This is a genomic window from Flagellimonas olearia (genome assembly GCF_004150225.1).
Taxonomy (GTDB): domain Bacteria; phylum Bacteroidota; class Bacteroidia; order Flavobacteriales; family Flavobacteriaceae; genus Flagellimonas; species Flagellimonas olearia.
In genome coordinates this window covers 150654-172729 of sequence record NZ_ML142909.1, presented here as the reverse complement: position 1 = coordinate 172729, position 22076 = coordinate 150654, and the positions used below count along the sequence as shown (strand labels likewise).

25 protein-coding genes are annotated in these 22076 nt (G+C 41.6%); 8 read left to right on the top strand and 17 right to left on the bottom strand.

Going from position 1 to position 22076, the window contains the following annotated elements:
• Positions 1–68: 68 nt before the first annotated feature.
• The 17 genes from DN53_RS09790 to DN53_RS09710 all read right to left on the bottom strand — a co-directional run bounded on the left by DN53_RS09790 (position 69) and on the right by DN53_RS09710 (position 18186).
• Positions 69–791 (bottom strand): PepSY domain-containing protein, encoded by a 723-nt coding sequence (locus tag DN53_RS09790; protein WP_109649919.1) that lies wholly within the window; start codon positions 789–791, stop codon positions 69–71.
• A 136-nt stretch (positions 792–927) separates the two neighbouring features.
• On the bottom strand, positions 928–1470 hold the full coding sequence (locus DN53_RS09785; protein ID WP_109649918.1) for an ion channel: 543 nt from the start codon (positions 1468–1470) through the stop codon (positions 928–930).
• A 65-nt stretch (positions 1471–1535) separates the two neighbouring features.
• Positions 1536–2759 (bottom strand): permease, encoded by a 1224-nt coding sequence (locus DN53_RS09780; protein WP_109649917.1) that lies wholly within the window; start codon positions 2757–2759, stop codon positions 1536–1538.
• Positions 2760–2836: 77 nt separating this feature from the next.
• On the bottom strand, positions 2837–3421 hold the full coding sequence (locus DN53_RS09775; protein ID WP_223308335.1) for a YceI family protein: 585 nt from the start codon (positions 3419–3421) through the stop codon (positions 2837–2839).
• Positions 3399–4892, bottom strand: a complete 1494-nt coding sequence (locus DN53_RS09770) for an FMN-binding glutamate synthase family protein (RefSeq protein WP_109649916.1) — start codon at positions 4890–4892, stop codon at positions 3399–3401. Before DN53_RS09770 ends, DN53_RS09775 begins: the two co-directional genes overlap by 23 nt.
• A 10-nt stretch (positions 4893–4902) precedes the next feature.
• Positions 4903–5577: a DUF2231 domain-containing protein gene (locus tag DN53_RS09765; RefSeq protein ID WP_223308336.1), complete on the bottom strand. Its 675-nt coding sequence runs from the start codon at positions 5575–5577 to the stop codon at positions 4903–4905.
• A 333-nt stretch (positions 5578–5910) separates the two neighbouring features.
• Positions 5911–6441: a hypothetical protein gene (locus tag DN53_RS09760; protein ID WP_109649914.1), complete on the bottom strand. Its 531-nt coding sequence runs from the start codon at positions 6439–6441 to the stop codon at positions 5911–5913.
• Between the two features lie 148 nt (positions 6442–6589).
• Positions 6590–7111, bottom strand: a complete 522-nt coding sequence (locus DN53_RS09755) for a DUF3347 domain-containing protein (RefSeq protein WP_109649913.1) — start codon at positions 7109–7111, stop codon at positions 6590–6592.
• A 15-nt stretch (positions 7112–7126) separates the two neighbouring features.
• The gene (locus DN53_RS09750) at positions 7127–7582 is read right to left on the bottom strand and encodes a heme-binding domain-containing protein (RefSeq protein WP_109649912.1); all 456 of its coding nucleotides are present in this window, start codon (positions 7580–7582) and stop codon (positions 7127–7129) included.
• Positions 7583–8188: a DUF3347 domain-containing protein gene (locus DN53_RS09745; RefSeq protein ID WP_109649911.1), complete on the bottom strand. Its 606-nt coding sequence runs from the start codon at positions 8186–8188 to the stop codon at positions 7583–7585. It lies immediately after the preceding gene.
• A 68-nt stretch (positions 8189–8256) separates the two neighbouring features.
• A complete protein-coding gene (locus tag DN53_RS09740) occupies positions 8257–8643 on the bottom strand; it encodes a DUF302 domain-containing protein (protein ID WP_109650110.1) in 387 nt (128 codons plus the stop codon).
• Positions 8644–8647: 4 nt separating this feature from the next.
• Positions 8648–8737 (bottom strand): SHOCT domain-containing protein, encoded by a 90-nt coding sequence (locus DN53_RS18085; protein WP_242502117.1) that lies wholly within the window; start codon positions 8735–8737, stop codon positions 8648–8650.
• Between the two features lie 113 nt (positions 8738–8850).
• Positions 8851–10149, bottom strand: a complete 1299-nt coding sequence (locus DN53_RS09730) for an APC family permease (protein WP_109649909.1) — start codon at positions 10147–10149, stop codon at positions 8851–8853.
• 3 nt (positions 10150–10152) lie between these two features.
• Positions 10153–12609, bottom strand: coding sequence for a multicopper oxidase domain-containing protein (locus tag DN53_RS09725; protein WP_165357345.1), 2457 nt, complete (start codon positions 12607–12609; stop codon positions 10153–10155).
• A 77-nt stretch (positions 12610–12686) separates the two neighbouring features.
• The gene (locus DN53_RS09720) at positions 12687–13904 is read right to left on the bottom strand and encodes a TolC family protein (protein WP_109649908.1); all 1218 of its coding nucleotides are present in this window, start codon (positions 13902–13904) and stop codon (positions 12687–12689) included.
• Positions 13901–17665 carry an efflux RND transporter permease subunit gene (locus tag DN53_RS09715; RefSeq protein ID WP_109649907.1) on the bottom strand — a complete coding sequence of 1255 codons (3765 nt, stop codon included), beginning with the start codon at positions 17663–17665 and terminating at the stop codon, positions 13901–13903. Before DN53_RS09715 ends, DN53_RS09720 begins: the two co-directional genes overlap by 4 nt.
• A 104-nt stretch (positions 17666–17769) precedes the next feature.
• Positions 17770–18186 carry an HYC_CC_PP family protein gene (locus tag DN53_RS09710; RefSeq protein WP_109649906.1) on the bottom strand — a complete coding sequence of 139 codons (417 nt, stop codon included), beginning with the start codon at positions 18184–18186 and terminating at the stop codon, positions 17770–17772.
• Positions 18187–18488: 302 nt separating this feature from the next.
• Between DN53_RS09710 and DN53_RS09705 the strand changes: the two genes are divergently transcribed.
• From DN53_RS09705 to DN53_RS09670, 8 genes are all read left to right on the top strand, one after another.
• A complete protein-coding gene (locus DN53_RS09705) occupies positions 18489–18878 on the top strand; it encodes an HYC_CC_PP family protein (RefSeq protein ID WP_223308338.1) in 390 nt (129 codons plus the stop codon).
• A gap of 163 nt (positions 18879–19041) precedes the next feature.
• Positions 19042–19623: a helix-turn-helix domain-containing protein gene (locus DN53_RS09700; protein ID WP_109649904.1), complete on the top strand. Its 582-nt coding sequence runs from the start codon at positions 19042–19044 to the stop codon at positions 19621–19623.
• Positions 19624–19802: 179 nt separating this feature from the next.
• Positions 19803–20291: a hypothetical protein gene (locus DN53_RS09695; protein ID WP_313790135.1), complete on the top strand. Its 489-nt coding sequence runs from the start codon at positions 19803–19805 to the stop codon at positions 20289–20291.
• A 24-nt stretch (positions 20292–20315) separates the two neighbouring features.
• A complete protein-coding gene (locus tag DN53_RS18005) occupies positions 20316–20558 on the top strand; it encodes a hypothetical protein (RefSeq protein ID WP_067035924.1) in 243 nt (80 codons plus the stop codon).
• A gap of 13 nt (positions 20559–20571) precedes the next feature.
• A complete protein-coding gene (locus DN53_RS09685; protein WP_109649903.1) occupies positions 20572–20787 on the top strand; it encodes a heavy-metal-associated domain-containing protein in 216 nt (71 codons plus the stop codon).
• Positions 20788–20816: 29 nt separating this feature from the next.
• Positions 20817–21035, top strand: coding sequence for an SHOCT domain-containing protein (locus DN53_RS09680; RefSeq protein WP_109649902.1), 219 nt, complete (start codon positions 20817–20819; stop codon positions 21033–21035).
• A 15-nt stretch (positions 21036–21050) separates the two neighbouring features.
• Positions 21051–21323 (top strand): DUF5676 family membrane protein, encoded by a 273-nt coding sequence (locus DN53_RS09675; RefSeq protein ID WP_067035915.1) that lies wholly within the window; start codon positions 21051–21053, stop codon positions 21321–21323.
• A 96-nt stretch (positions 21324–21419) separates the two neighbouring features.
• Entirely contained in the window at positions 21420–22028 is a 609-nt protein-coding gene (locus DN53_RS09670) for a lycopene cyclase domain-containing protein (protein ID WP_242502111.1), read from the top strand.
• Positions 22029–22076 lie beyond the last annotated feature (48 nt).

The following is a 22076-nucleotide window of genomic DNA, read 5'->3' as shown; positions in this document are numbered from 1 at the left end:
TGGAAATGATAATGTTAGCACTATCGCTTTCCATAAGAATATACTTTGGTGCATTTTCATTACTTTTTTTATTTATTGCATGTTCGCTCATCTCTTTTTTTAATTTTTCTTACTGTTGGCGATGAAATAAACCAGAGGGTAAAACCGCTTAGTACGGTAATCAATCCCAGCAGGGAGAACGCCCTAAGTACAAAGGTGTTAAAATCGTCCCTTCCCTGATAATCCATGGTATGTGTCATCCAAAGAAAATCGAACCATCTCCATTGGCGGTGCCTGACTGTTTGAAATGTCCCATTTTCAAGGGCTACATAGGCCTTAAGATTTTGAGGGGTTTCATAGGAAATCTCATAAGCTGGCAAAGGCCCACTGCGGTATTGATGATGATTACCCACTTCGTCGATGCGTTTAATGCCTACTACTTTTAATTCAGGCAGCATAAAACGGTTGGCTACTTGTTGGGCTTCCTGTTCTGAAACTTCATTTTTTTTACTTCCCGTACGGGCATTGTAAAGGGCTGTTCCGTTAATCCAGTAATAGGGATTGTCCGCAATCTCCAGTAATTCCAATGATTGAATGGGTTGTTCAATCTTCAATTGAGCCGTTCCCAACAAATCGGAAAAAGCCGTCTGTTCTGGTATTTCCTTTTTGAAATGGTCGCCGTGTATCTCATCGATATCCGTCCAGCTGAAATACATGCCGCTAATCGTCCATATAAGGAACTGTATACCTAAAAAAAGTCCTAAATAGCGGTGTGCTTTCCTAATTTTAATTGCTGTTTGTCTTTTGACCATTACATTACTATTAAATTACCTAAAAAGGCATTTTAGACTGGTTTTTTCTTTTGCACTTCCGATTGCGTCAATGGCAAGCTATGGAGGACGATTATTTCAATTTTTATCATAATGTCATTTTAGAGTTATCGACTTTTTACTTTTGTACGTGCATGTTATTGACATTTGCAATTCCGAAGAATAGCACTATGAAACTTAAAATTACTTCGAGCACAACCAAACTCTTCGCAGCATATGTGGTAGGTACAATATCTCCAAAACCTACCGAGGAAAAGGATATAAAACTGAAATAGAGAAATTCGAAAAAAACGATACCTCCAGGCGATCCATTCGTCAGGTTGGTTTTGAAACTTTGTGCATCGATGAGAAACATTGCGGTATAGTCCGTTGCGAACGATAGAACAATTAGGCCAATCAGAAGACCGAAAAGCGCCAGTACGTGAGCCAGTAAATGGCTTTGTGCTATTATTTTGCTCAATTGGATAAAGGTCAATCTGAGTATAAAATACATTTTAAACAAGGTTAAAAATAAAACGCCCCATACCCACGAAATCACTCTATCCACAAACCAAATATCCAATACGGCAATGAACAGCACTATAAAGATAAGTGGCATTGCTTTTGAAAATAGCTGCCTGTAAAAGGCCGGGCTATGTTCTATGTTTTCTGTATCGTCCATTTTCAATTTCTTTGTTATCGATAAAATTCATCTACTGTTTAACTACGATCCTCCAACTTCCGGCCTTAAACAAAAAACTTGACAATCAGTCCACCTGCCAACCAAGCATAGCAGATAAACGCCGTATATTTTAAAACACTTTCCAACAACGGACTTTTGGGTGCCATCTCGCTCATATTGTGTTTGACGTCTTTCTTTTTAAAAAAGCCCAGATAGACCAAATATCCAGAAATGGCCAGGAAAGCGATGTTCAAAAAGAAGGTGTAATCTATCTTGAAGAACTCACTGTCCTCAATTTTTACCTGCGATGGGTCGGGCAACATACCGAGTAGGTCAAAACTGTAGTGCAGGGACAGGGCCGTGCCTATCAATGCGGTAAACAATAGGAAGAGGATGAACAAGGACATCTTCCAACCATAGTACTTTGCATTGATCCGTAGCACGGGAAATACGACCAGATCACTAAAAATAAATGCCATTACGCCCGCAAAACTTACACCTTTTCCGAATAGCAAGGCCGCCAGGGGAATGTTTCCCATAGATCCTATAAACGTGAGAAATGCAGCGACTGGTCCTACGATGATATGCTCTAAAATTTCAAGAAAAGTAAAATCGGTATTGCCCTGACCGCTATTGATAAAAAGGGTCTGAAAAAAGGAATCGGGCACAAAGGCCGCGACGATACCGGCAATGGTAAAGCCTACGGTAACATCCTTCCAGACCATTTGCCACTCCATCTTGTATTTTTTGGCGACCCTTGCCCAACTATCCTCTTTCTGAATCTGTTTCTTCCAGTTCTTGGAATCGTCCATAGCATCATTATCTTCGTTTTCTAAGTTTTTTCGGGCATTTTCAATCAGTTTTTTAGGGTTGATGATGCGTATGAGCAACCAACAAATCAGAATCAAAAGAATACCACCTACGTATTCGCCGACCACAAATTGCCATCCCAGAAAAATGGAAATGATAATGCCCAATTCGATGACAAGGTTAGTCGAGGCGAGTAGAAAGGCAATGGAGGAAACAAAACTTGCCCCTTTTTTAAAGATGGACTTTGTGCCCGCCAAAGCCGAAAAACTGCACGAACTGCTTATAAATCCAAAAAAGGTACCCAAGAGCATGCTTTTATCCTCATTCTCGCCCATGGCTTTCTGCATCCGTTTTTCGGTCACAAAAATCTGTATCATACTACTGATGATATAGCCCAGGATAAACGCCCATAGGGCCATCCAGAAAAATCCCGTGGTGGTATAGGCCGCTTCGCCCCATTGTTTTAAAAAATTGTCCATAATTTATATGATTTGGTGTCCCTGCTCTTTTAAACTTCGTTCAATGAATACCATATGGGATAATTTCCTCTTCTTTGTCATTCCTCTTTGAGCAATGCGTTTACGTCCAACTCGTGTTTGTCGTTTACTTTTATAAACATCAGGCTCGGGCGCTCCAAACCGTAATCGGTAATCAAAAGCGACCACGATGCGTTCAATTGAATGCCTTTTGACACGGGATCCAGATTTAAGGGGACCGTTATTTGTCGGGTCGTTCCTGCAAGGGTAAAATCGCCCTTTACCTTGACCGTTTGTTCAGATTTTTTATCCAGATCAAATTCGTCGGCAAGTTTTCCCTCAAAGACGACATTGGGATATTTTTGCACTTCAAGCAGCTCGTACATGTGTTCGTCACGTTTATCCTTGCCTGTTTTTATGGATTTTACGGGTACGGTAAAAACTACCTTTCCAGTTTCAAAATCAATGGTTCCCTGTAGCTTGTCGGACTCGCCCGTATAGGAATTAAGGGGCATTTTAGCTTTGAAGGTCGCATTTCCAGCTTGGGTGGCATATACCTGTGCAAACGAGGTATGGCTACCCATGAGCATTAGCAAAAGCGATAGGAAAAAAATCAGGTTTTTGGATATGGATAAATTGCTATTAATTTTCATAAATTTCTTCATATGATCTGGTTTGCGTTTCGCCGGTCCTTTTGATGATATATTTTTTGTCAATGCCCATTGTATCCTTTAAACCTATGGAAGCCAGCAATTCCCTTAGCCCTTCCATGGTATTTCTGTGATAATTGGCAACTTTGTTTTTTTTGTCCTCCACGACCAGTGATACCACACGAGCTGGGTTCATTGTTGTGATTCCAGTGGGACAGGTATCCAGATTACACTTCAGGGATTGTACACACCCCAGGGCGAACATCATACCCCTGGCACTGTAACAAGCATCCGCACCCAGTGCCAAGGCCTTATAAATATCGAAGGCGGAAATTATCTTTCCCGCCGCGAATATTTTTAGGCTTTCGCGATGGCCCGATTTTCTCAAGGTCTTATCCATAAAATGGAGCCCTTCATAAAGCGGGGTCCCCGCCCAATGCAATGACTCCATGTGTGCGGCACCGGAACCCCCTTCCGCACCATCGATACAGATAAAATCAGGGAAGTTATTGTGCTTTGCAAAGGTGTTCACCATTTCTTCGAACTCCTCCTTTTGGCCCAGACACATCTTTATGCCTACGGGTTTTCCCCCGGATAATTGCCGTAACCTATCAATAAATCGAATCATTTCATCCGTATTGCCAAAGGCACTATGGTGAGCCGGGGAGTGAATTTCGGTGTGCGCCTCCACGTCCCTGTATCGGGCAATTTCTTCCGTATTCTTTTTTGCGGGAAGGATAGCCCCAAAACCGGGTTTCGCCCCTTGTGAAATTTTTATTTCAACCATTTTAACGATTTCCAGTGTGGCAATTTCCTTAAACTTTTCAGCATCGAAATCCCCATTTTCGTTCCGGCATCCGAAATAGCCCGTACCGAACTGGAAGATTATATCCGCACCAAATTCCTTGTGATAGGGTGTCAATCCGCCTTCGCCAGTATTTTGTGCGAAACCGGCAATTTTTGCTCCTCCATTAAAGGCCAAGGTTGCATTTTTACTGATGGAACCGAAACTCATCCCCGCCAGATTCAAAATACTTGCTCTGTAAGGCTTTTTGCAATTTGGGCCTCCAACCGTTATCCTAAAATCATCATTGACTTCTTTTGCAGGAAACGTCGAATGCAAAAACCACTCACGGCCTAAATCCTCATAGGACAATTGCGTGCCAAAGGGTTGGCTTTTATTTTCATCCGAAGCACGTTTGTAAACGATTTCCTTTTGTATCCAATTAAAAGGCATTCCCTCAGTACGGTTGAGCAATACCGTTTCTTGTAAAACGTGACGTTGTTTTTCCAACAGATTGGTAATCCTGCCTAACATCGGATAGGTTCTCTTAATATTATCTGTTTTTTGAAAATAGTCCCTAAAGCCGAGAAGCATAAAAGGTGCGATCAACAGCGCAAGCCACCATAAATGGGGCTTCCACATTATGAGTCCTGCAAGTACCACTAACAGCGTTATCGACGATATTAAAAATATTCTTCTCATACTTTGTTTCTCAATGTGAATGGCTTTCTTCCTCTGCCTTTTCAGTTTCCAAATACTGGCCCTGTGGGCCAACGCCCTGAATATAAACGAGCTGAGCGCCATAATGCCCTGCTTGTGAAACGGAGAACGCTGAGAAAGCCATAACAAGGAGAACGGCTATTTCGAATCCGCGTTTCAGTTTTATCCAAAAAAGGCTGATACATTTTAAAACTGCGGCCAAAGCACTGGACCAAATGGTCCAATCTGCATATTTATCATGGTTATCCAATATTTTTTGAGCTACATCCGTAAGCCCGTGGGTATGTGGGTGTACATAAGTTCCCGCCACGTAGGCCCCAATGAAACCAGTACCAATAAGAAACAGGATAACCCAGTCCAAATTCCTTTTTAGGACGAAGAGCTGAATACATTGGAGCAGTGCCGCAAACAACAAGAGTACGATAGGAAAATGCACCACCAATGGATGTAAATTGTCGAATTCATGCAAACCCACCTCCTCTTTGTTTATGGGCTTTTCGGCGTGGCTTTCGGTATGTTGTTCTGGTTTTTCGGACAATTTAACAGCATAAAAAGTTCCTGAGCTATTCGTCAAATACCCTGAATTGTTCCCAATGGACTCAGGTGCACTTGCATGTAGCGACATCAAGCTCAAAAGCAGTACTAAAAATGAGACTGTTTTTTTCATAATCAATCGTTTTTATGATGCATTATTCGTTAACTGTACAATGAGGGCACCTATTACAATAGCGCCAATTATGATGTAAATGGTATAGTTAAACCATTTCTTCCAACCTTGTTTCTCCGACTTTTCCGGTTCCCTTTTACAGCAATCTTTCATTTCAACCTTAATTCTGTTTATGGTGCCTGTCAAAGGAAGGGCGTTAAACACTACATCAACGAAATTTCCCTTCCCGTAACAGGACTTTTTCTGTATTAAAACAATCTGCGCGGTCATGAAATACACTAAATAACTAACCAATCAAAAAACACATTCTTGACCTGCCCAGATTTTACATTTTTAAATTTTTTCGTTTATAAACTTTTTGCCGATTAAAAAAATAATCGTGGGCAAAAGTGCAAATTGTAATAGCGGCGACAATCCCAAATTTACCCATGGCAGTATAGGCATAGCTTCTGCATAGTTCCAATCGCCTCGTGAGGTATGCCAAATTTCTCCCAAAATTGCGCCAGCACTTCCGATAAAAATCAACGGGAGTATTTTATTAATATCCATTGACCTTATCCAAAAGACATTTTTATATACCAAACCAAATCCGAAAAGCAGGATAAGCACCATCAACATATCGGCTAAGGATGCCAAGGCGCAAAACGATATATGCTCCCAATCGTATTCAAAACCTTCATAGAGCGGACCTTGTGCCAGCTCCCAAATAAAATTCAACGAAAATGACACCAAACCGACACCAATAATATAGTTTCGATAAATTTCATTGTCCTGTACCTGTTTGGTAAAATAGATATACAGCAGAACGATCACGGTCAACGCAATGGTTGGTACTACAAAAATGTCAAGGGTTAATGCTTCCATCTAGATTTTGCAAATTTTATAATCTTTTTCTACACTTTATTTTTTAAAACTCTTAGAACTGTGCCTAGACAATCAATTTTTACTACCTGAAAAGGGGAAGTATCTTAAACACTAACCATTAACTATATTCAACCTCCCCTATTAGGCTTTACTTTTCGATGATGGCTGTCACTTTTCCACAGCTGAGCATTTTTGCTCCATAATACGGGTTGCGGATGTCCTTGATGGCGGATAACCAATAAGCACCTCCGTTCAAGGCCATGGGGCAGAAATCCTTATAGATTTTTCCAGATGTAACCCTTCCTTTCAACAAGGTTTCCATTTCATTGCTTAAGTCGGAAAAAGCCTTTCGTTGTCTCTCTAGATCATCGGTAGCAGCGATTTTTTGCGAGGCCGATAATGCCGCTTCGGAACCCTCGACTTTTTCGAGTGCTTCGTTCAACATTACCGCTCCCTTTTGGGCATCGCCCGGATTTGAACCGACCAAGTCATTTTTAATGTGCTCGTAATGTTCGTAGACATTGGCGATGTTCTCGTCGTTAAATTCCAACTCGACCACTTTCATTTCCATTTTGCTATGATCATGGTTCAACTCTATTTTGTGCTGTGCGTAGCCCATTGTAGTCCCCAACATGAGCAGGGTTGCTACAGCATTTTTTAAATTTTTCATTTGTTGAATTTTTAATTATAAACTGTCTTTTAATTTCGAAATCCACTCAAGAACGATTTTCTTTTCGTCCTTCGAAAGTTCTGCTTCCCTATGAATTAGCGTGTAGGACCAAAGGGGCATTTCTCCATCTTCTATCTGGCTAATGATCGATTTTAACTTACTGTTCTTTCTTCTGCTTGAATAATCGGCCCATTCGTTAAAATTCAGTTCTTCTTTGCCATGGGCAACATGATCCTCCAAGAACCAGGCAACGGGTTGCACTTTGTTGTACCAAGGATAATCCGTGTTGTTGCTATGGCAATCATAGCAAGAGGTCGTGATGATGTTCTCCACTTGTTTCGGTACATCGTTTACCAGCATAAAATCCGTTTTTACTATGGTGTCGCTTTGGTTTCGGGAAGTGGGAAAGAATTGAATTCCCACTAACCCGACCAAAAACACTAGTGCAATGATTTTTACACTTTTCTTCACTTAGTTGATTTCCTTTTGTACACTCCCGCAGCTCATCATTTTAGCCCCGTAATATGGATTCTTTATTTCCTTGGTAGCGCTCAGCCATTGCGCCCCCTTGTTGTTATTGTACATGGGGCAAAAATCCTGATATAACTTTTCTTCCGTCCCTGTAATGGCGATAAGGTCTATCATATCTTTGCTCAACACATCAAAATGTTCCCTTTGGTGGTCGATTGGGCTTTTTTCTATGTGCTCGGCGTGCTCTTTGGCATCCTCTATGATATCCTTCAATTCTTGCTGTTCTTCTGAACCGAATGAAGAAGTTTCAAAATCGTCAAAAGCTGAAACCATCATACCGCCCGCCTTTGCCGCAGCATCTTTGTCATCGGCAACAAGTGCATTTTTTAGTTCTAGATAATTGGCGACCAGTGCAGTTGATTTTGACGCATGCTGGTCGTTGCCCATCATATCATTTGATGAATCCATAGTTGAATCATCATGACTTCCGTCGCTGTGATGTTCGTTATCGATATGTTGTTCCTTTTTAACCTCTTTACATGAAGTTACCGTTAGGGCTACCAATGTGATTGCTAAAATCCCTTTTGTTAGGTTTATTTTTTTCATTGCTCTTAATTTTAGATTTATAATTATTTGGATTATTCTTTTTTTCGTAAAACCGAAAGAGTTGATGTTTAAAGTTTCTCGATGACATTTTCCAACTTGGCCGTAATCTCGCTTGCGATTTCTGCAAGTATTTCATTATCGACCGCTTGCATTGACGCCATCGGATTTACCGCTGCAACTTCTACGACCCCTTTTGATACTTCCTGCACGATTACATTGCAAGGCAACATGGTACCTATCTTGTCTTCAGCCTCCAATGCTTGATGCGCATAGGGGGGATTGCAGGCACCAAGAATTCGATATTTTTTGAAGTCTACATCCAATTTCTTTTTCAAGGTTTCCTTGACATCGATTTCAGTTAAAATGCCAAAACCTTCTTTTTTAAGTTCTTCCGTAACCCTCTCGATAACTTTATCGAAATCTTCGTTAAGGGTCTTATTGAAATAATATCTCATCATTTTAATTTTTAGAATTAATAATTCGTTTTTGTTCTTCATATTCTTCTTTGGATACTTCGCCTTTCGCGAAACGTTCGTCCAGAATATCCATAGGTTTTTGTTTTCTTCTTAACACATTCCCGTTCTTCCCAGCATACATCGATATGCCCAGAACTAGAACTACCAAAACAATTACCCACCAGTACATCATCATAATCTAAATTTTTAAGTGTTATTCGTTCTTTTTAAAAACCATTTTTCCCCAGCAAAAACGAGTATCGTAAGTACCACCGCTACAATCACGACCAGCACGTCACTCGATATTTTAATCCATAGAAATGCGCCAAGAACGATAAGGTCCAATATAATGGCGGTACCGATTATGGCCGCATTTGCCTTTATTTCTTTCCGTAGATTTTTTAAAATGCCCCAGTGGATTCCAATATCCATGACCAAATAGAGTATGGCCCCTAAAGATGCAATTCTTGTCAAATCGAATAGAACGGTCAATGCGATTGCCGAGACTACGGTATATACCAGCATATGCTTCTGTATGCCCCCTGGCATTCCAAAATGGTTATGGGGTATCAAATCCATGTCAGTGAGCATGGCCGTCATTCTTGAAACGGCAAAAACACTAGCAATAACTCCTGAAATCGTAGCGACAATGGCAATACCAACCGTAAACCAAAGACCATATTTGCCAAAGGCAGGCTTGGATGCTTCCGCTAGGGAATAGTCCTTGGACTGTATGATTTCTTCTATCGAAAGATTAGAGGAAACCGCAAAAGCGACCAATAGATATATGAGAGTGCAAATGGCCAGTGAAATAATTATTGCCCTTCCAACATTTTTATTAGGGTTGATAATTTCCCCACCGCTATTGGTTATGGTCGTGAAGCCTTTGTAGGCCAAGATGGATAATGCCAAGGCCCCTAAATAGCTGGAGACTGGATACTCGGACAAACTGCTAGAGGGGACTACTTCTGAAAAAGAGAATCCCGCGGCCCACAGTCCGCCTATCGCAAAAATGGAAATGCCTCCTATTTTCAGGATGGCCATCACTAACGATGATTTGCCGATAACGTTGTTTCCCGAAATATTGATCAAGAACGCCGTAATCAACAGTACGACCCCCAAAATAGGAACCCATACACTATTGTCGCCAACATCGAACAATTGCAAGGTGTACGAACCGAAGGTACGTGCAACCAAACTCTCGTTGATAACCATGGAAAAAGCCATTAGCAAAGCCCCGGATGCCGTAAACGCCCCTTTACCATAAATCTTTTTCAGATAGGTGGCAATCCCTCCTGCAGATGGATAAGCATTCGACAATTTAATATAAGAGTAGGCACTAAAGCCCGAGATAATGGCCCCTACCAAAAACGCAATAGGAAACCATTGACCCGATAGTTCTGCTACCTGACCCAACAGGGCAAAAATACCGGCACCGATCATTACCCCCGTACCCAGGGATACGGCACCGGTCAAACTCAAGCTATTTTTTTTATATCCTTCCATTAATTAAAATCTTACCAAAAGTCCGCCACCCCAACCGTATCGGTTGTTATAATTGCCTTGGATTGAAAAATTACGGGAAAGAATGTACGCAACCCCTACCAACCATTGTGTTTCACTTTCAAAGGATTTGTTGTTCTCCAAATCATTTACCCATCCAAAGTCAGCTCTGTATTCGTATTCGCCTTCCAGAAAAACTCTAGGAAAAATCAATAATTCTCTGTCCAGACGTATTCTTGGGCGTAGCTGATGGTCCATACTCACATCTACATTAAATCTATATGGTGTAAAATATTTTACACCGACCAATCCTACAGTATTAAATGTATCATAAGAATCCGGTGTTGAAGTTTCGGTATTTACTCCTGCATACACACGTACCCAATCATTCAGGTATCTATTATAATTCACTTCTATTTCGGCATTTTGGTCGTAGTCAAATTCGGCACGTAGGCCAAATTCATTGCGGATATTACTCGATATAAGATTAAGCTCATTGAAATTTGAACCTAAACGCGCTCTTCCCCAAGAATAATAATGGTCTGTTTCATCAATAAGTTTCTGAACAGGATAATCCTTCATTCTTTCGTCTCTTGGCGTATCGTAACTGAAAACCCTTGCCATACCGCCCATCATATGATACAGTATGTGGCAGTGAAAGAACCAATCGCCATACTCTTCATTATAGAACTCTATGACCACTTTCTGCATAGGTGGTACATTTACCGTATGCTTTAATGGGGAACGTTCGCCATTTTCATTGATGACCCTAAAATAATGCCCGTGCAGGTGCATTGGGTGGTGCATCATCGTAAGGTTGTTGAGCGTAATCCGAGTTACTTCGCCCCCCTTGATTTTTATTTTATCGGTTTCTGAAAGGGGTACGCCGTTCATACTCCATACATAGCGCTGCATATTTCCCGTTAGGTTCAACAGTATGTCATTTACCGGCAAATCAGCTTTGTAGGTGGTATTCTCCTTTGCCCTTAAAAAGTCGTAGTTGAAATATGTTTTACGAGTGTCGTAATCAAATGAAGAAGTATCCTTCTGCATCTTGGGCATATTGTGATTCATATGGCCTTTCATTTTATTAGATTCTCCGTTATGGTCCATTGACATCGAGTCCATTCCTGCCCGTCCGGCAGGCGGGTTCATTCCCTTCATACCGTCCATCTTTTTGTGCATCTCCATTTGCATATGATTGTCATTCATATCCATAGGTTTTTGGTCATCCGTTTTCATCTTATCGCCCATTTTGCCTTTATTCATTGACATCTTATCGTTCATCCCCATATTCATCTGACCGTCTTTCATATCCATCTTCATTCCATACTTCTGCATTAAAAATTCAGGCGTGTTTTTCTTTTTATTACCAGCCATTGCAGGTGCTCCCATTTTCATATCCATTTTTGCCATTTGCTTCATCATTTCCACTTTGTCCGGTCTATCAATCGTTTTTGCAGGATAAAGTGTTCCCTGTCCTAAACGCAATGATGTATGCCCAGAGCCATCTTGTGCCGTTGCCGTAACTTCCAAAGTACCGTCAGGTATGGTTACGATTACATCGTAGGTTTCAGCTATACCAAATAGAAATCGGCTTTTGGATACGGGTTGCACATCAATACCATCGCCGGAAACCACCATTGGGTTACCACCACCAAAATCCATCCAATAATAGGTAGAGGCCGAAGCGTTGATAAAGCGAAGCCGCACCTTTTCTCCTGGCTTGAATTCGGGATATTCTGCCAATGTTTTCCCGTTGGTCAGAAATGCCGGATAATAGATATCGGCAATATCAGCCCCTTCCATACGGTCTCTCCAGAATTTAAGCTGCGCGCCAAAAGCCCCCTCTTTGATGACCCTGCCCAAAGGGACCGCTGTACCTTTTTTAACTTGATACCATTCGTTTCCCCTTTTTAGGTTACGCAGTACGTTCATCGGTTTTTCGTTGGTCCAGTCAGAGAGTACTACAACTAAATCTTTATCATAGTCCAAGGTTTTTTCCTTGGGCTGAATCATAATGGAACCATACACCCCTTTCTGTTCTTGTAGCATCGTATGGGAATGGTACCAATATGTACCCGATTGATTGATCGGGATTCTGTATTGGAAAGTCGTTCCTGGTTCGATGGGTGGGGTAGTCAAATAGGGAACGCCATCATAAAAATTAGGAAGTATCAATCCGTGCCAATGCACTGAGGTTTCTTCGTCCATTTTATTGGTTACGTTGATTATAGCAAGGTCGCCTTCGGTAAATTCCAAGACTGGTCCGGGAATACTACCATTGATGGTCATTGCATTGGCAGCAACACCACCAAGCGTCATTTTGTTTTCTTCAATGGTAAGGTTATACTCCTTAACAGGTCGCCCATCTTCTTTTCTATCTTGTCCGTTGGTCCCTACTTGAGCAATGCCTACGCATGAAATGAGAAGTACCAACAACACTGTAATTTTTTTTATCATGATTCTCTTTTTTAATATTTATAATATCCTACTGTATCATATTCAATCGATACATAATGCTCTTATCAATATGGATATTAGCTCCTTAGATAATTAATAATGGCCGATTGCACAAAGTAGCCCTTGATGGATTCGATTCGATTGATTTGAAACTTAAGCTGTAACTCTTGAATATCGAGCACATCGTTAAAATCAATGGTTCCGGTCTCGTAACTTTTGATAAGGATTTCCTCCCCATCCTTGGCCTGCCTGATATTTTTGGATTGTGTTCTAAACCGGATCCTGAAGGCTATTCTATTATTCATGGCCTCGCTCAAAAGTGTTTCGAGTTTGTTTCTTCGTTCTTGCTTTTGGGCGGTTATTTCCTCTTGCCTTAGCTTGTTCTGTTCGGATATGGATTTGTATTTATTGTTGAAAATCGGGATGGATACCGATACCATCGGCATTATAATATCCTTCCCGTTATCATCAAAAGACATATCGGGCCTTTCGGCGACGGGTATGTAATCCAATCCGAAACCAAGGTCCGGTAATGCTTCTTTTTGGTTCAAGATTTCGGATTGTTCGACCGACTCGTACAATTTATCATACTTTAAAAGTTCGGGGTGCAGGTCAAGGCTTCCTTCTTCCGTTATCGGGTCTTGTTCCGGTACCGTAAGCCCGTCGTAAACTTCGACTTGGGTCTGCTCGTCCCGATTCAAAAGATTATTGAACAAGGTCAGCTCGGCCAGAAACTCCTGTTCCAAAACTTCTTTTTGCTGTAGCAGTTCGTTCTGCCGAATCTGCAAGCGTAGCACATCAACCGCAGAGGCATTACCAACTTCTACCGAGGTCAGGGCCAATCGTTCATAGGTTTCCAGCAATTCGATATTCTCGTCCAATACACCTTGTTTTGCCCTAATTGAAAATAGTCGGTAATAGGATTGCGAGACCGATAGGGCCAGTTTTCGTTTTACGATCACTAGTTCTTCGTATTGGGCATCGGCCAATGAACTTGCATAATTTTCACGGGCGGTAATGGTACCGAACCACGGGATCATCTGTTTTGCCGCGAACCGTGCTTTCTGTGCTCCGGTCCGTGTTTCGGGCTCGCTTACGAAAAGTCCGGCACTTACCTCCGTATTGGGTAAAGTGTTGACCTCGTTCACTTTTTCGGAGGCAATATTATACCGCAGCCCAAAAGCCTGAATTTCCGGATTGTTCAGTTCGGCTTGTTGGATAAGGCTTTCCAACTCTTGTCCGTTCATGGAAGCGACGGATACTATTCCAATCAATATGTATAGGTATTTCTTCATTTGGATACTCTTTTTAATTGAAATTCGGCCTTCCAACTGTACAAGACTGGAACAACAAATAGGGTAATCAAAGCGATAAGCATTCCCCCGAAAGAAGGAATCGCCATCGGTATCATAATATCGCTACCCCGCCCTGTGGATGTCAATACGGGGAGCAGCGCCAAAATAGTGGTAGCGGTGGTCATCAAACACGGACGGATACGTTTCTCACCTGCTTCGACCACTGAGTCCCTGACCGCAACAAGTGAATCGGGTTTGTTCCTATCAAAAGTCTGGGTAAGATAGGTGGCCATTACCACGCCGTCATCCGTGGCTATACCGAATAGCGCAATAAACCCGACCCATACGGCAACACTCAGGTTAATGGTGTGCATTTGAAAGAGGTCTCTGAGATTTTCCCCGAAAAAGTTGAAGTTCAAGAACCAATCCTGTCCATAGAACCAGATCATCAGAAAACCTCCCGCAAAGGCAACGGCAATCCCGGTGAATACCATTAAAGATGTGCCGACCGAACGGAATTGAAAATAAAGAATCAAGAATATGATGGCCAATGCCAACGGTACTACGACCGATAAGGTTTTTTCGGCACGCAGCTGGTTTTCATAAGTACCGGTAAACAAATAGTTGATACCCTTGGGTACTACGAGTTCCCCTCTATCTATTTTTTCCTGTATCAGCGCTTGAGCGTTCTCGACCACCTCGACTTCGGCAAAATCGTCCAACTTATCGAACAACACATAACCGACCAAAAAAGTGTCCTCACTCTTGATGACCTGTGGCCCTTTTTCGTATCTGATCGTAACCAATTCGCTTAAAGGAACCGGACTTCCTTTTGCAACAGGAATATAAATATTCTCCAAGTCCGCTGGATTCTCTCGCAATTCCCGTGGATACCTCACGCGTACGCCATAACGCTCACGGCCTTCAACAGTTTGGGTAAGCACCATGCCACCAACGGCCACCTGCAAAACGCTCTGCACGTCTTCAATGGTAATGCCGTATCGTGCCAAGCGCTCCCTATCGATATCTATCAGCAAATAGGGTTTTCCGACAATACGATCGGCAAATACGGCTTCATCCTTGACCCCCTCGGCTTCCTTTAAAATGTCTTCAAGCTTGAGGCCAAAGGCTTCTATTTCCTTTAAATCTTGCCCTTTTACCTTGATGCCCATAGGTGCCCGCATTCCCGTTTGCAACATGACCAAGCGGGTTTCAATAGGCTGCAGCTTGGGCGCGGATGTAACGCCTGGAAGTTTCGTTACACGTACAATCTCGTTCCAAATATCATCGGGGGATTCAATTTCAGGCCGCCAGTTTCTAAAATATTCCCCATCATTGTCGGGAATCAAATCCTTTTGTTTAACAGAGAATGCAGAAACTATGGCAGACTCATCGTAATTTCCTTCATCATCTAGAACCATGTTCGGATTGGTCACAAAGGTGCCGTCCCTGAGTTCGAAGAGGCCATCTTCATTAACCTTGAACCGTTGGCGCTCCCTGTTCTCGTTCAACACGTATTCTGGCTTGTACTGGATGACGTTCTCATACATCGACAAGGGTGCCGGATCCAATGCGGATTCGGTTCTACCGGATTTGCCGACTATCGTTGCTATTTCAGGAATACTGGCTACAGCCATATCCAGTTGCTGCAATACCCGTTTGTTCTCTTCGACACCGGCGTGCGGAAGGGAGGTAGGCATCAATAAAAACGAACCTTCGTTCAATGAAGGCATAAACTCCTTGCCCGTATTGCGCATAATCATTACCCCGAATATCACAATGGCGGTGGGTATGGAAAGAAATATCAGTTTATTCCGTAATGCCCAGCGAAGTATCCTTGTATAATAGTTCCGGAATATGGTAAAGAAGCCCAGTAGTCCGAAACATATAAGCGAAACAAAAATCAGGTTCCAAAAAATACTCTTATCGAGACCGAGCGGTCTCCAGTATTCCGCCAAAACAAAAACAATGGCAAAGGCCGAAATAATGATATTGATAAGATTGGCTCGTTCTTCGGAAAGCGAAAATCCAGTGGAAATACGTGATGCCAATTCCGGATTTTTTAGCAAGCCTACGATACCGAAGGCAATCAATATAAATCCTAATAAAAAGCCATAAACAAGGGCTATAATCCCTAGAAGTATCAATATTCCATTAACGGCGTATCCAGTGGTTTTCTTTATGCTTTTTTTTCTAAATAGAAAGGCCGCAAAGGGTGGTATCAAAAATAAGGCTACGATAATGGATGCGGTAAGCGCAAAGGTTTTTGTAAAGGCCAAGGGTCTGAAGAGTTTTCCTTCGGCCCCGATCATCGTGAATACCGGAATAAAACTGATGATGGTGGTCATTACGGCGGTCAATATGGCCCCCGACACCTCTGCGGTGGCATTGTAGACAACGGTATTAATGGGTAGGCCCTCTTCATTTTCGTCCAAATGCCGTATGACGTTTTCCGAGAGTATGACCCCTACATCCACCATGGTTCCAATGGCAATGGCTATACCCGAAAGTGCCACGATGTTTGCATCCACATTGAATAGCTTCATCGCAATAAACACCATAAGCACCGCAACCGGCAACAGCCCCGATATCAGGATGGATGCCCTTAAATTGAAGACCATGATAATGATGACCAAAATGGTAATGAAAATTTCCAAGGTCAGGGCTTCATTGAGCGTACCCAGCGTTTCTTGAATGAGTTCGGTCCTATCATAAAAAGGAACAATGGTAAGTTGAGATGTTCTGCCGTCTTCAAGTACTTTTGAGGGCAGTCCGGCACTTAAATCATTGATTTGGTCTTTAACATTATTGATGACTTCCATTGGATTGGCACCATACCGTGCGACCACTACGCCACCGACAACTTCTGCGCCTTCCTTATCCAAAATACCGCGCCGGGTGGCCGGTCCGTAGGAAACATTTGCAATGTCCTTTAAGCGAATGGACGTGTAATCCTCAGAGGTAACGACTGCATTCTGTAGATCCTCGATGGACTTCACATACCCAAGCCCGCGAATAAGATATTCGGCCTGATTAATTTCCAAGGTCTGTGCCCCAATATCACGATTACTTTGTTTTACCGCTTTTACCACCTGCTGTAGCCCAATACCGTATTGCTTCATCAGTTCGGGGTTCACATCTACCTGATATTCTAGTACATAACCCCCTATAGAGGCCACCTCTGAAACACCGCTTGCTGACGATAGGGCATATTTAACATAAAAATCCTGAATACTTCTAAGCTCCTGTAAATCCCAGCCGCCTGTGACATTTCCTTTCTCATCGCGTCCCTCCAAAGTGTACCAGTAGATTTGTCCAAGTCCTGTGGCATCCGGCCCCAATGCAGGGTTGACCCCATCGGGCAGTAAACCGCTCGGTAAGGAGTTCAATTTTTCAAGGATTCGACTGCGGCTCCAATAGAACTCGATATCCTCTTCAAATATGATATAGATACTTGAAAATCCGAACATGGAGGAGCTACGGATGGTCCTAACCCCTGGTATTCCCAAGAGTGAGGTTGTCAATGGGTAGGTAATTTGATCCTCGATATCTTGTGGGGAACGACCGTCCCATTTGGTAAAAACAATCTGCTGGTTTTCCCCGATGTCAGGTATGGCATCTACGGCAACAGGGTTTCTTGGTAATGAGCCAGTGCTCCACTCGAAAGGGGCGTTTACGGTTCCCCAGCCTACAAAAAGGACTAGGAGCAAAACGGCTACCAATTTATTTTCGATAAGGAATTTGATGCTTTTATTCAGCATGACATTGATGATTAAGTAATTAGAAGTGCTGGCCGGAAACCAACGAAAACAGGATAAGCCCTAAACTGCTATCAGTCGGGCTGTAAAATGCTATTACTTAAAAATCAAATGAGGAAAATCTGATCTAGGATCTGTATATCCTTGACCAAAAGTGGAGGGGGGTAATCACTAAACGGGACTATGTTTTCAGGTAGTCCTTCGTAAAGATTAAGATAGGTGTAGATGAAGAGGGCAACAAACTGTTGTTGTTCAAAACTTAATTTTTCGAAAGATACTTTTAAGTCGTTCTGGCCATCAACGGTAAGGACTTCATCGCTACAGCAGTCGGCTTTGACCAAATTGCACTCTGGTAACTCTGCTGTCTCCTGAACTTCCATGCCGCAAGATTCTGCATGGCCCAAGAAAGAGTAATCAACCAGAACATCACCACAATAGTGTTGCGCAACCGAAAAAGAGAAGGTTGATAACAGCACTAATAGTGCCATTGTAAACGATGTTATTTTATGGAAAACACTTTTCATCCGTTCTGCAAAACTACAAAAATTTTAACACTCTTTTTTTGTTTAACAAAATTTTGGAAATCTAATACCTTGATTTTCTTTCAAGTCCCATGCCAACAAAGTCAATTATCGGCGATATGATAAATATCATTTATTTGTTTAAGCCTCTAGTTTACATTTGTTATTAAGGTTATATGGATCACCAAATATATATTTGATTTTCAGATAATTAAGTAAGATTGTCAAAAAATAGATTATTTTTGGGGGTAAACAAAATTTTGTAATTTTAGATTGTGAAGCAGTTTTTTAGCAAAACATTATCCATGTTTTTGACGTTGGCGGTACTCTTTTCGACTACCTCGTTTACGGCGGATATGCATTTTTGCTGTGAAAAACTGGTAGATATTGCCGTGTTCGGTAAAGCAACGCCCTGTGATCAAAAAATCCAAAAGCCGGAAAACACTTCAAAAAAGTGTTCAATTGGAGCTAGAGACTGTTGTAGTGATGATTCATTTATACAGCAAGGTAATGATAATCTCCAAAAGGTTTCCTTTGAGATTGATTCTCAAAATTTTGTCTTCTTAAAGGCCTTTGTCCACACTTATATAAACCTTTTTGAAGGACTTGAGGAAAATGTAGTTCCCTTCAAAAACTATAAACCTCCGTTGATTCAGAAGGATTTACTAGTTCTTCACGAGACTTTCTTAATTTGATTTTTATTTAAGCGGATTGTTTATGCAATAGTCCGCTCTTCGCATTGGCCATACCTCTTAAGTGGCCCCTTTTTGTCGTACCCCATTCCCACGACAGAATATTCAGATTGATTGCCAAACAGGATTTTACCTGAGATTTAATGTAAACCATAATACATGCACCATGGATTCCATAAGGGAATATTGGATAAAGAATATGGTTTGTAGGCGTTGCCTAAAGGTCATAAAGCAAGAATTGCATGATTTGGGCATTACCATACTATCCCTAGAACTAGGGAAACTTACGGTAAAGGCTCCAGAAATAGCTATTGCTGAAGCAGACCAAAAAGTGGTGGACGTCCTCCATTCCAACGGTTTTGAAATAGCCAAAAGCGAAGAAGAGATGATAGTCGAGAAAATCAAGATCGCCTTGATCTCATTGGTCGCTGATATCCCTATCAACAATCGGGGAAAAACCTCGGACTATCTGGCTAACATAGTACATCGAGAGTACAAGGTACTGAGCAAGATTTTTTCAAAAAATGAAAATATCACTATTGAAAAATACTTCATAAAGCTGAAGATAGAAAAGGTAAAAGAGCTCATTCAGTTGCGGCAACATACCTTTTCGGATATCGCTTATTTGCTCGATTACAGCAGTGTCAACCACTTATCCAGGCAGTTTAAGGAAATCATGGGCATGAGCATGACCGATTATAAAAATGATCAAGCCTGGGAGCGAAATTTCTTTGACGAAATTATATAAATAATAAAGAGAATTATGCAGACAAAGGCTTTTGGCAATACCTAGATTTAACCTTGGAGATTACCAGAAAAACAAGCTAATGTTTAGAATCAAAAAAGAATTGAAAACGCAACTAAAACAAGACAATTGTAGATAAATACAAAACGAATAACTGAAATAATATTAATTAAAAATCAAATATGATGAGAACAGCAGCAATTATTTTACTGGCAATTGGCTTAGTAAGTCTATCCGGTTGCAACCAGAAAACAGGTCCTAATGCAATGCTCGAAAATTCGCAAACGAGAACGGAACTCTTTGATGCAATTGCCAGCAACCACAGTTACATGACTGAATTCATGGACAACATGCAAGGCAACGACCATGCCATGCAGATGATGCAGGGCAATCAAAAGATGATGGGTACCATGATGCAGGGCCAGGGAATGCAGATGATGATGAAAGATAGTATAATGATGAAAAACATGATGCAATCCATGATGAAAGATGGAAAAATGATGGGCAATATGATGCAAATGATGCACGAAAAGGGCATGATGAGCGAAGATTGTATGGAGTCTTGCAAGAAGATGATGGGCGACAAGGGAATGGATATGAAAGGAATGGGCATGAAGGATGGTTCAAATAAAATAGAACCATCTGAGCAAGACCATTCTGAACACAATTAAGGATTAACTTTTAAATTTTCGATTATGAAGAATCATTGGATATGGATGATACTCGGTTGCGGACTTCCGCTTCTTTTCATCTTTTTTGCACCAGCATTCGGCATTAAAGGCAACCTCACACTGTTTACGTTCATAGTAATCATGTTCGCGGTGCATCTCTTGATGCCCATGAGACATGGTGGCCATACCCATGGGCTAACGGAGGATAACCTTAAAAGAAAAAAGGAAGAAAAGGAAAAGCACGACCAAAAACAGCATCAACACTGAAATCCCCGAAAAAATGAAAAGAAAATATCAAATAGACGGAATCAATTGTGGCGGTTGCATAACAAAGGTCAAAAAAGTATTGGAGTCTCATGAAGACATTGAGGAGGCAAAGATTTTTTTAAGTCCGAAAGGAGTCGCCAAGATCAGTATGAAATCGAACCTTTCGGTCGATGATCTGCAGAAACAGTTGAATCGACTTGAGGGCTATACAATTTCAGAATTGAATTAATTAAGTACTAACATTTAAAACTTTTAACTATGCACTATTTCGAAGGACATTGGGGCGGCATGCACATTATATGGTGGATTATCTGGCTCGTACTACTGGTGTGGATTTTCTTTATCCCGTATGACGTACCCTACCAAAAATCGAGCAATGAAGATCCTATGCAAATTCTAAAAAAACGATTTGCAAAAGGAGAAATTACCAAGGAAGAATATGAAGATTCAAAAAAAACCTTGGGAACGGACAAATAACTAAAAACAGAAATCATGAACCGTATAAACATTAAAAAATTCGGATTTGCATTCGGTCTCACTGCCGCCATCCTCTACATTGGCTGTATGGTCGTCATGTTTACGGCCGGCAGGGAAGGTACCATAGATTTTTTCAACAGCCTGCTCCATGGGCTTGACACAACCAGTATTATTCGCATGGATGTTCCTTTTTGGGAAGCTATAATTGGGATGATCCAAACATTCATTATCGGATGGCTGACAGGAGCGCTGATCGCAGCTTTTTACAATGCACAGCTAAAACGATAAATGCAGTACGTCTGGTTCATATGGTCCCTTATTATTTTAGCCCTCTGGGGCGTGGTCTATCTAATGAAGAAAGATTCTCGAAGAGAAATGCTGAAGATGAGTTGGATAACTATGCCCTTTGGGCTTACCGAACCCCTTTTTGTTCCCGAATATTGGCATCCGCCATCGCTTTTCGATTTGGCGATAAAGACAGGGTTCGATATTGAAAGCCTAATCTTCTCTTTTGCCATAGGGGGCATAGGCACGGTAATCTACAATCTTATTTTTAAGCGAAAGTATGTTGAAATACCGCATACCGAACGGAAACATGAAAGGCACCGGTTGCACCTATATATCCTTTTCGTACCGGCAGTAGTGTTTTTGATGTTGGCCCTGTTCACGCCTTTGAATCATATCTACTGTGGAATATTGGCCATGTTTTTGGGTGGAATGGCCACCCTGTACTGTCGTCCGGACCTAAAGACCAAAATCTGGACAAGTGGATTTCTGTTCACGGCATTGTACTTTGTTTATTTCGGAAGTATTCTCCCCTTCTATCCCGATTATGTAGAACTTTTCTGGAATCTGGAAAACCTTAGTGATATTCTGGTGGCCGGCATTCCAATAGAAGAGCTTTTGTTCGCTTTCACTTTCGGAATGTACTGGTCGGGGCTATACGAGCATTTGTATTGGAAAAAATTGATGAAACCCCTGGTCATAAGTTGATTTGGCAATATGGGAATTAAGCATAATTAATTATGAACAAATAAATTT

Coding starts and splice junctions, on each gene's coding strand:
- DN53_RS09765 (WP_223308336.1), bottom strand. CDS start 5,577: ATGAAAAAAACAGTCTCATTTTTAGTACTGCTTTTGAGCTTGATGTCG.
- DN53_RS09785 (WP_109649918.1), bottom strand. CDS start 1,470: ATGGACGATACAGAAAACATAGAACATAGCCCGGCCTTTTACAGGCAG.
- DN53_RS09770 (WP_109649916.1), bottom strand. CDS start 4,892: ATGAGAAGAATATTTTTAATATCGTCGATAACGCTGTTAGTGGTACTT.
- DN53_RS09775 (WP_223308335.1), bottom strand. CDS start 3,421: ATGAAGAAATTTATGAAAATTAATAGCAATTTATCCATATCCAAAAAC.
- DN53_RS09755 (WP_109649913.1), bottom strand. CDS start 7,111: ATGAAAAATTTAAAAAATGCTGTAGCAACCCTGCTCATGTTGGGGACT.
- DN53_RS09700 (WP_109649904.1), top strand. CDS start 19,042: ATGGATTCCATAAGGGAATATTGGATAAAGAATATGGTTTGTAGGCGT.
- DN53_RS09780 (WP_109649917.1), bottom strand. CDS start 2,759: ATGGACAATTTTTTAAAACAATGGGGCGAAGCGGCCTATACCACCACG.
- DN53_RS09670 (WP_242502111.1), top strand. CDS start 21,420: ATGAGTTGGATAACTATGCCCTTTGGGCTTACCGAACCCCTTTTTGTT.
- DN53_RS09790 (WP_109649919.1), bottom strand. CDS start 791: ATGGTCAAAAGACAAACAGCAATTAAAATTAGGAAAGCACACCGCTAT.
- DN53_RS18005 (WP_067035924.1), top strand. CDS start 20,316: ATGAAGAATCATTGGATATGGATGATACTCGGTTGCGGACTTCCGCTT.
- DN53_RS09675 (WP_067035915.1), top strand. CDS start 21,051: ATGAACCGTATAAACATTAAAAAATTCGGATTTGCATTCGGTCTCACT.
- DN53_RS09745 (WP_109649911.1), bottom strand. CDS start 8,188: ATGAAAAAAATAAACCTAACAAAAGGGATTTTAGCAATCACATTGGTA.
- DN53_RS09725 (WP_165357345.1), bottom strand. CDS start 12,609: ATGATAAAAAAAATTACAGTGTTGTTGGTACTTCTCATTTCATGCGTA.
- DN53_RS18085 (WP_242502117.1), bottom strand. CDS start 8,737: ATGGATATTCTGGACGAACGTTTCGCGAAAGGCGAAGTATCCAAAGAA.
- DN53_RS09740 (WP_109650110.1), bottom strand. CDS start 8,643: ATGAGATATTATTTCAATAAGACCCTTAACGAAGATTTCGATAAAGTT.
- DN53_RS09705 (WP_223308338.1), top strand. CDS start 18,489: ATGTTTTTGACGTTGGCGGTACTCTTTTCGACTACCTCGTTTACGGCG.
- DN53_RS09680 (WP_109649902.1), top strand. CDS start 20,817: ATGCACTATTTCGAAGGACATTGGGGCGGCATGCACATTATATGGTGG.
- DN53_RS09710 (WP_109649906.1), bottom strand. CDS start 18,186: ATGAAAAGTGTTTTCCATAAAATAACATCGTTTACAATGGCACTATTA.
- DN53_RS09720 (WP_109649908.1), bottom strand. CDS start 13,904: ATGAAGAAATACCTATACATATTGATTGGAATAGTATCCGTCGCTTCC.
- DN53_RS09695 (WP_313790135.1), top strand. CDS start 19,803: ATGATGAGAACAGCAGCAATTATTTTACTGGCAATTGGCTTAGTAAGT.
- DN53_RS09685 (WP_109649903.1), top strand. CDS start 20,572: ATGAAAAGAAAATATCAAATAGACGGAATCAATTGTGGCGGTTGCATA.
- DN53_RS09715 (WP_109649907.1), bottom strand. CDS start 17,665: ATGCTGAATAAAAGCATCAAATTCCTTATCGAAAATAAATTGGTAGCC.
- DN53_RS09730 (WP_109649909.1), bottom strand. CDS start 10,149: ATGGAAGGATATAAAAAAAATAGCTTGAGTTTGACCGGTGCCGTATCC.
- DN53_RS09760 (WP_109649914.1), bottom strand. CDS start 6,441: ATGGAAGCATTAACCCTTGACATTTTTGTAGTACCAACCATTGCGTTG.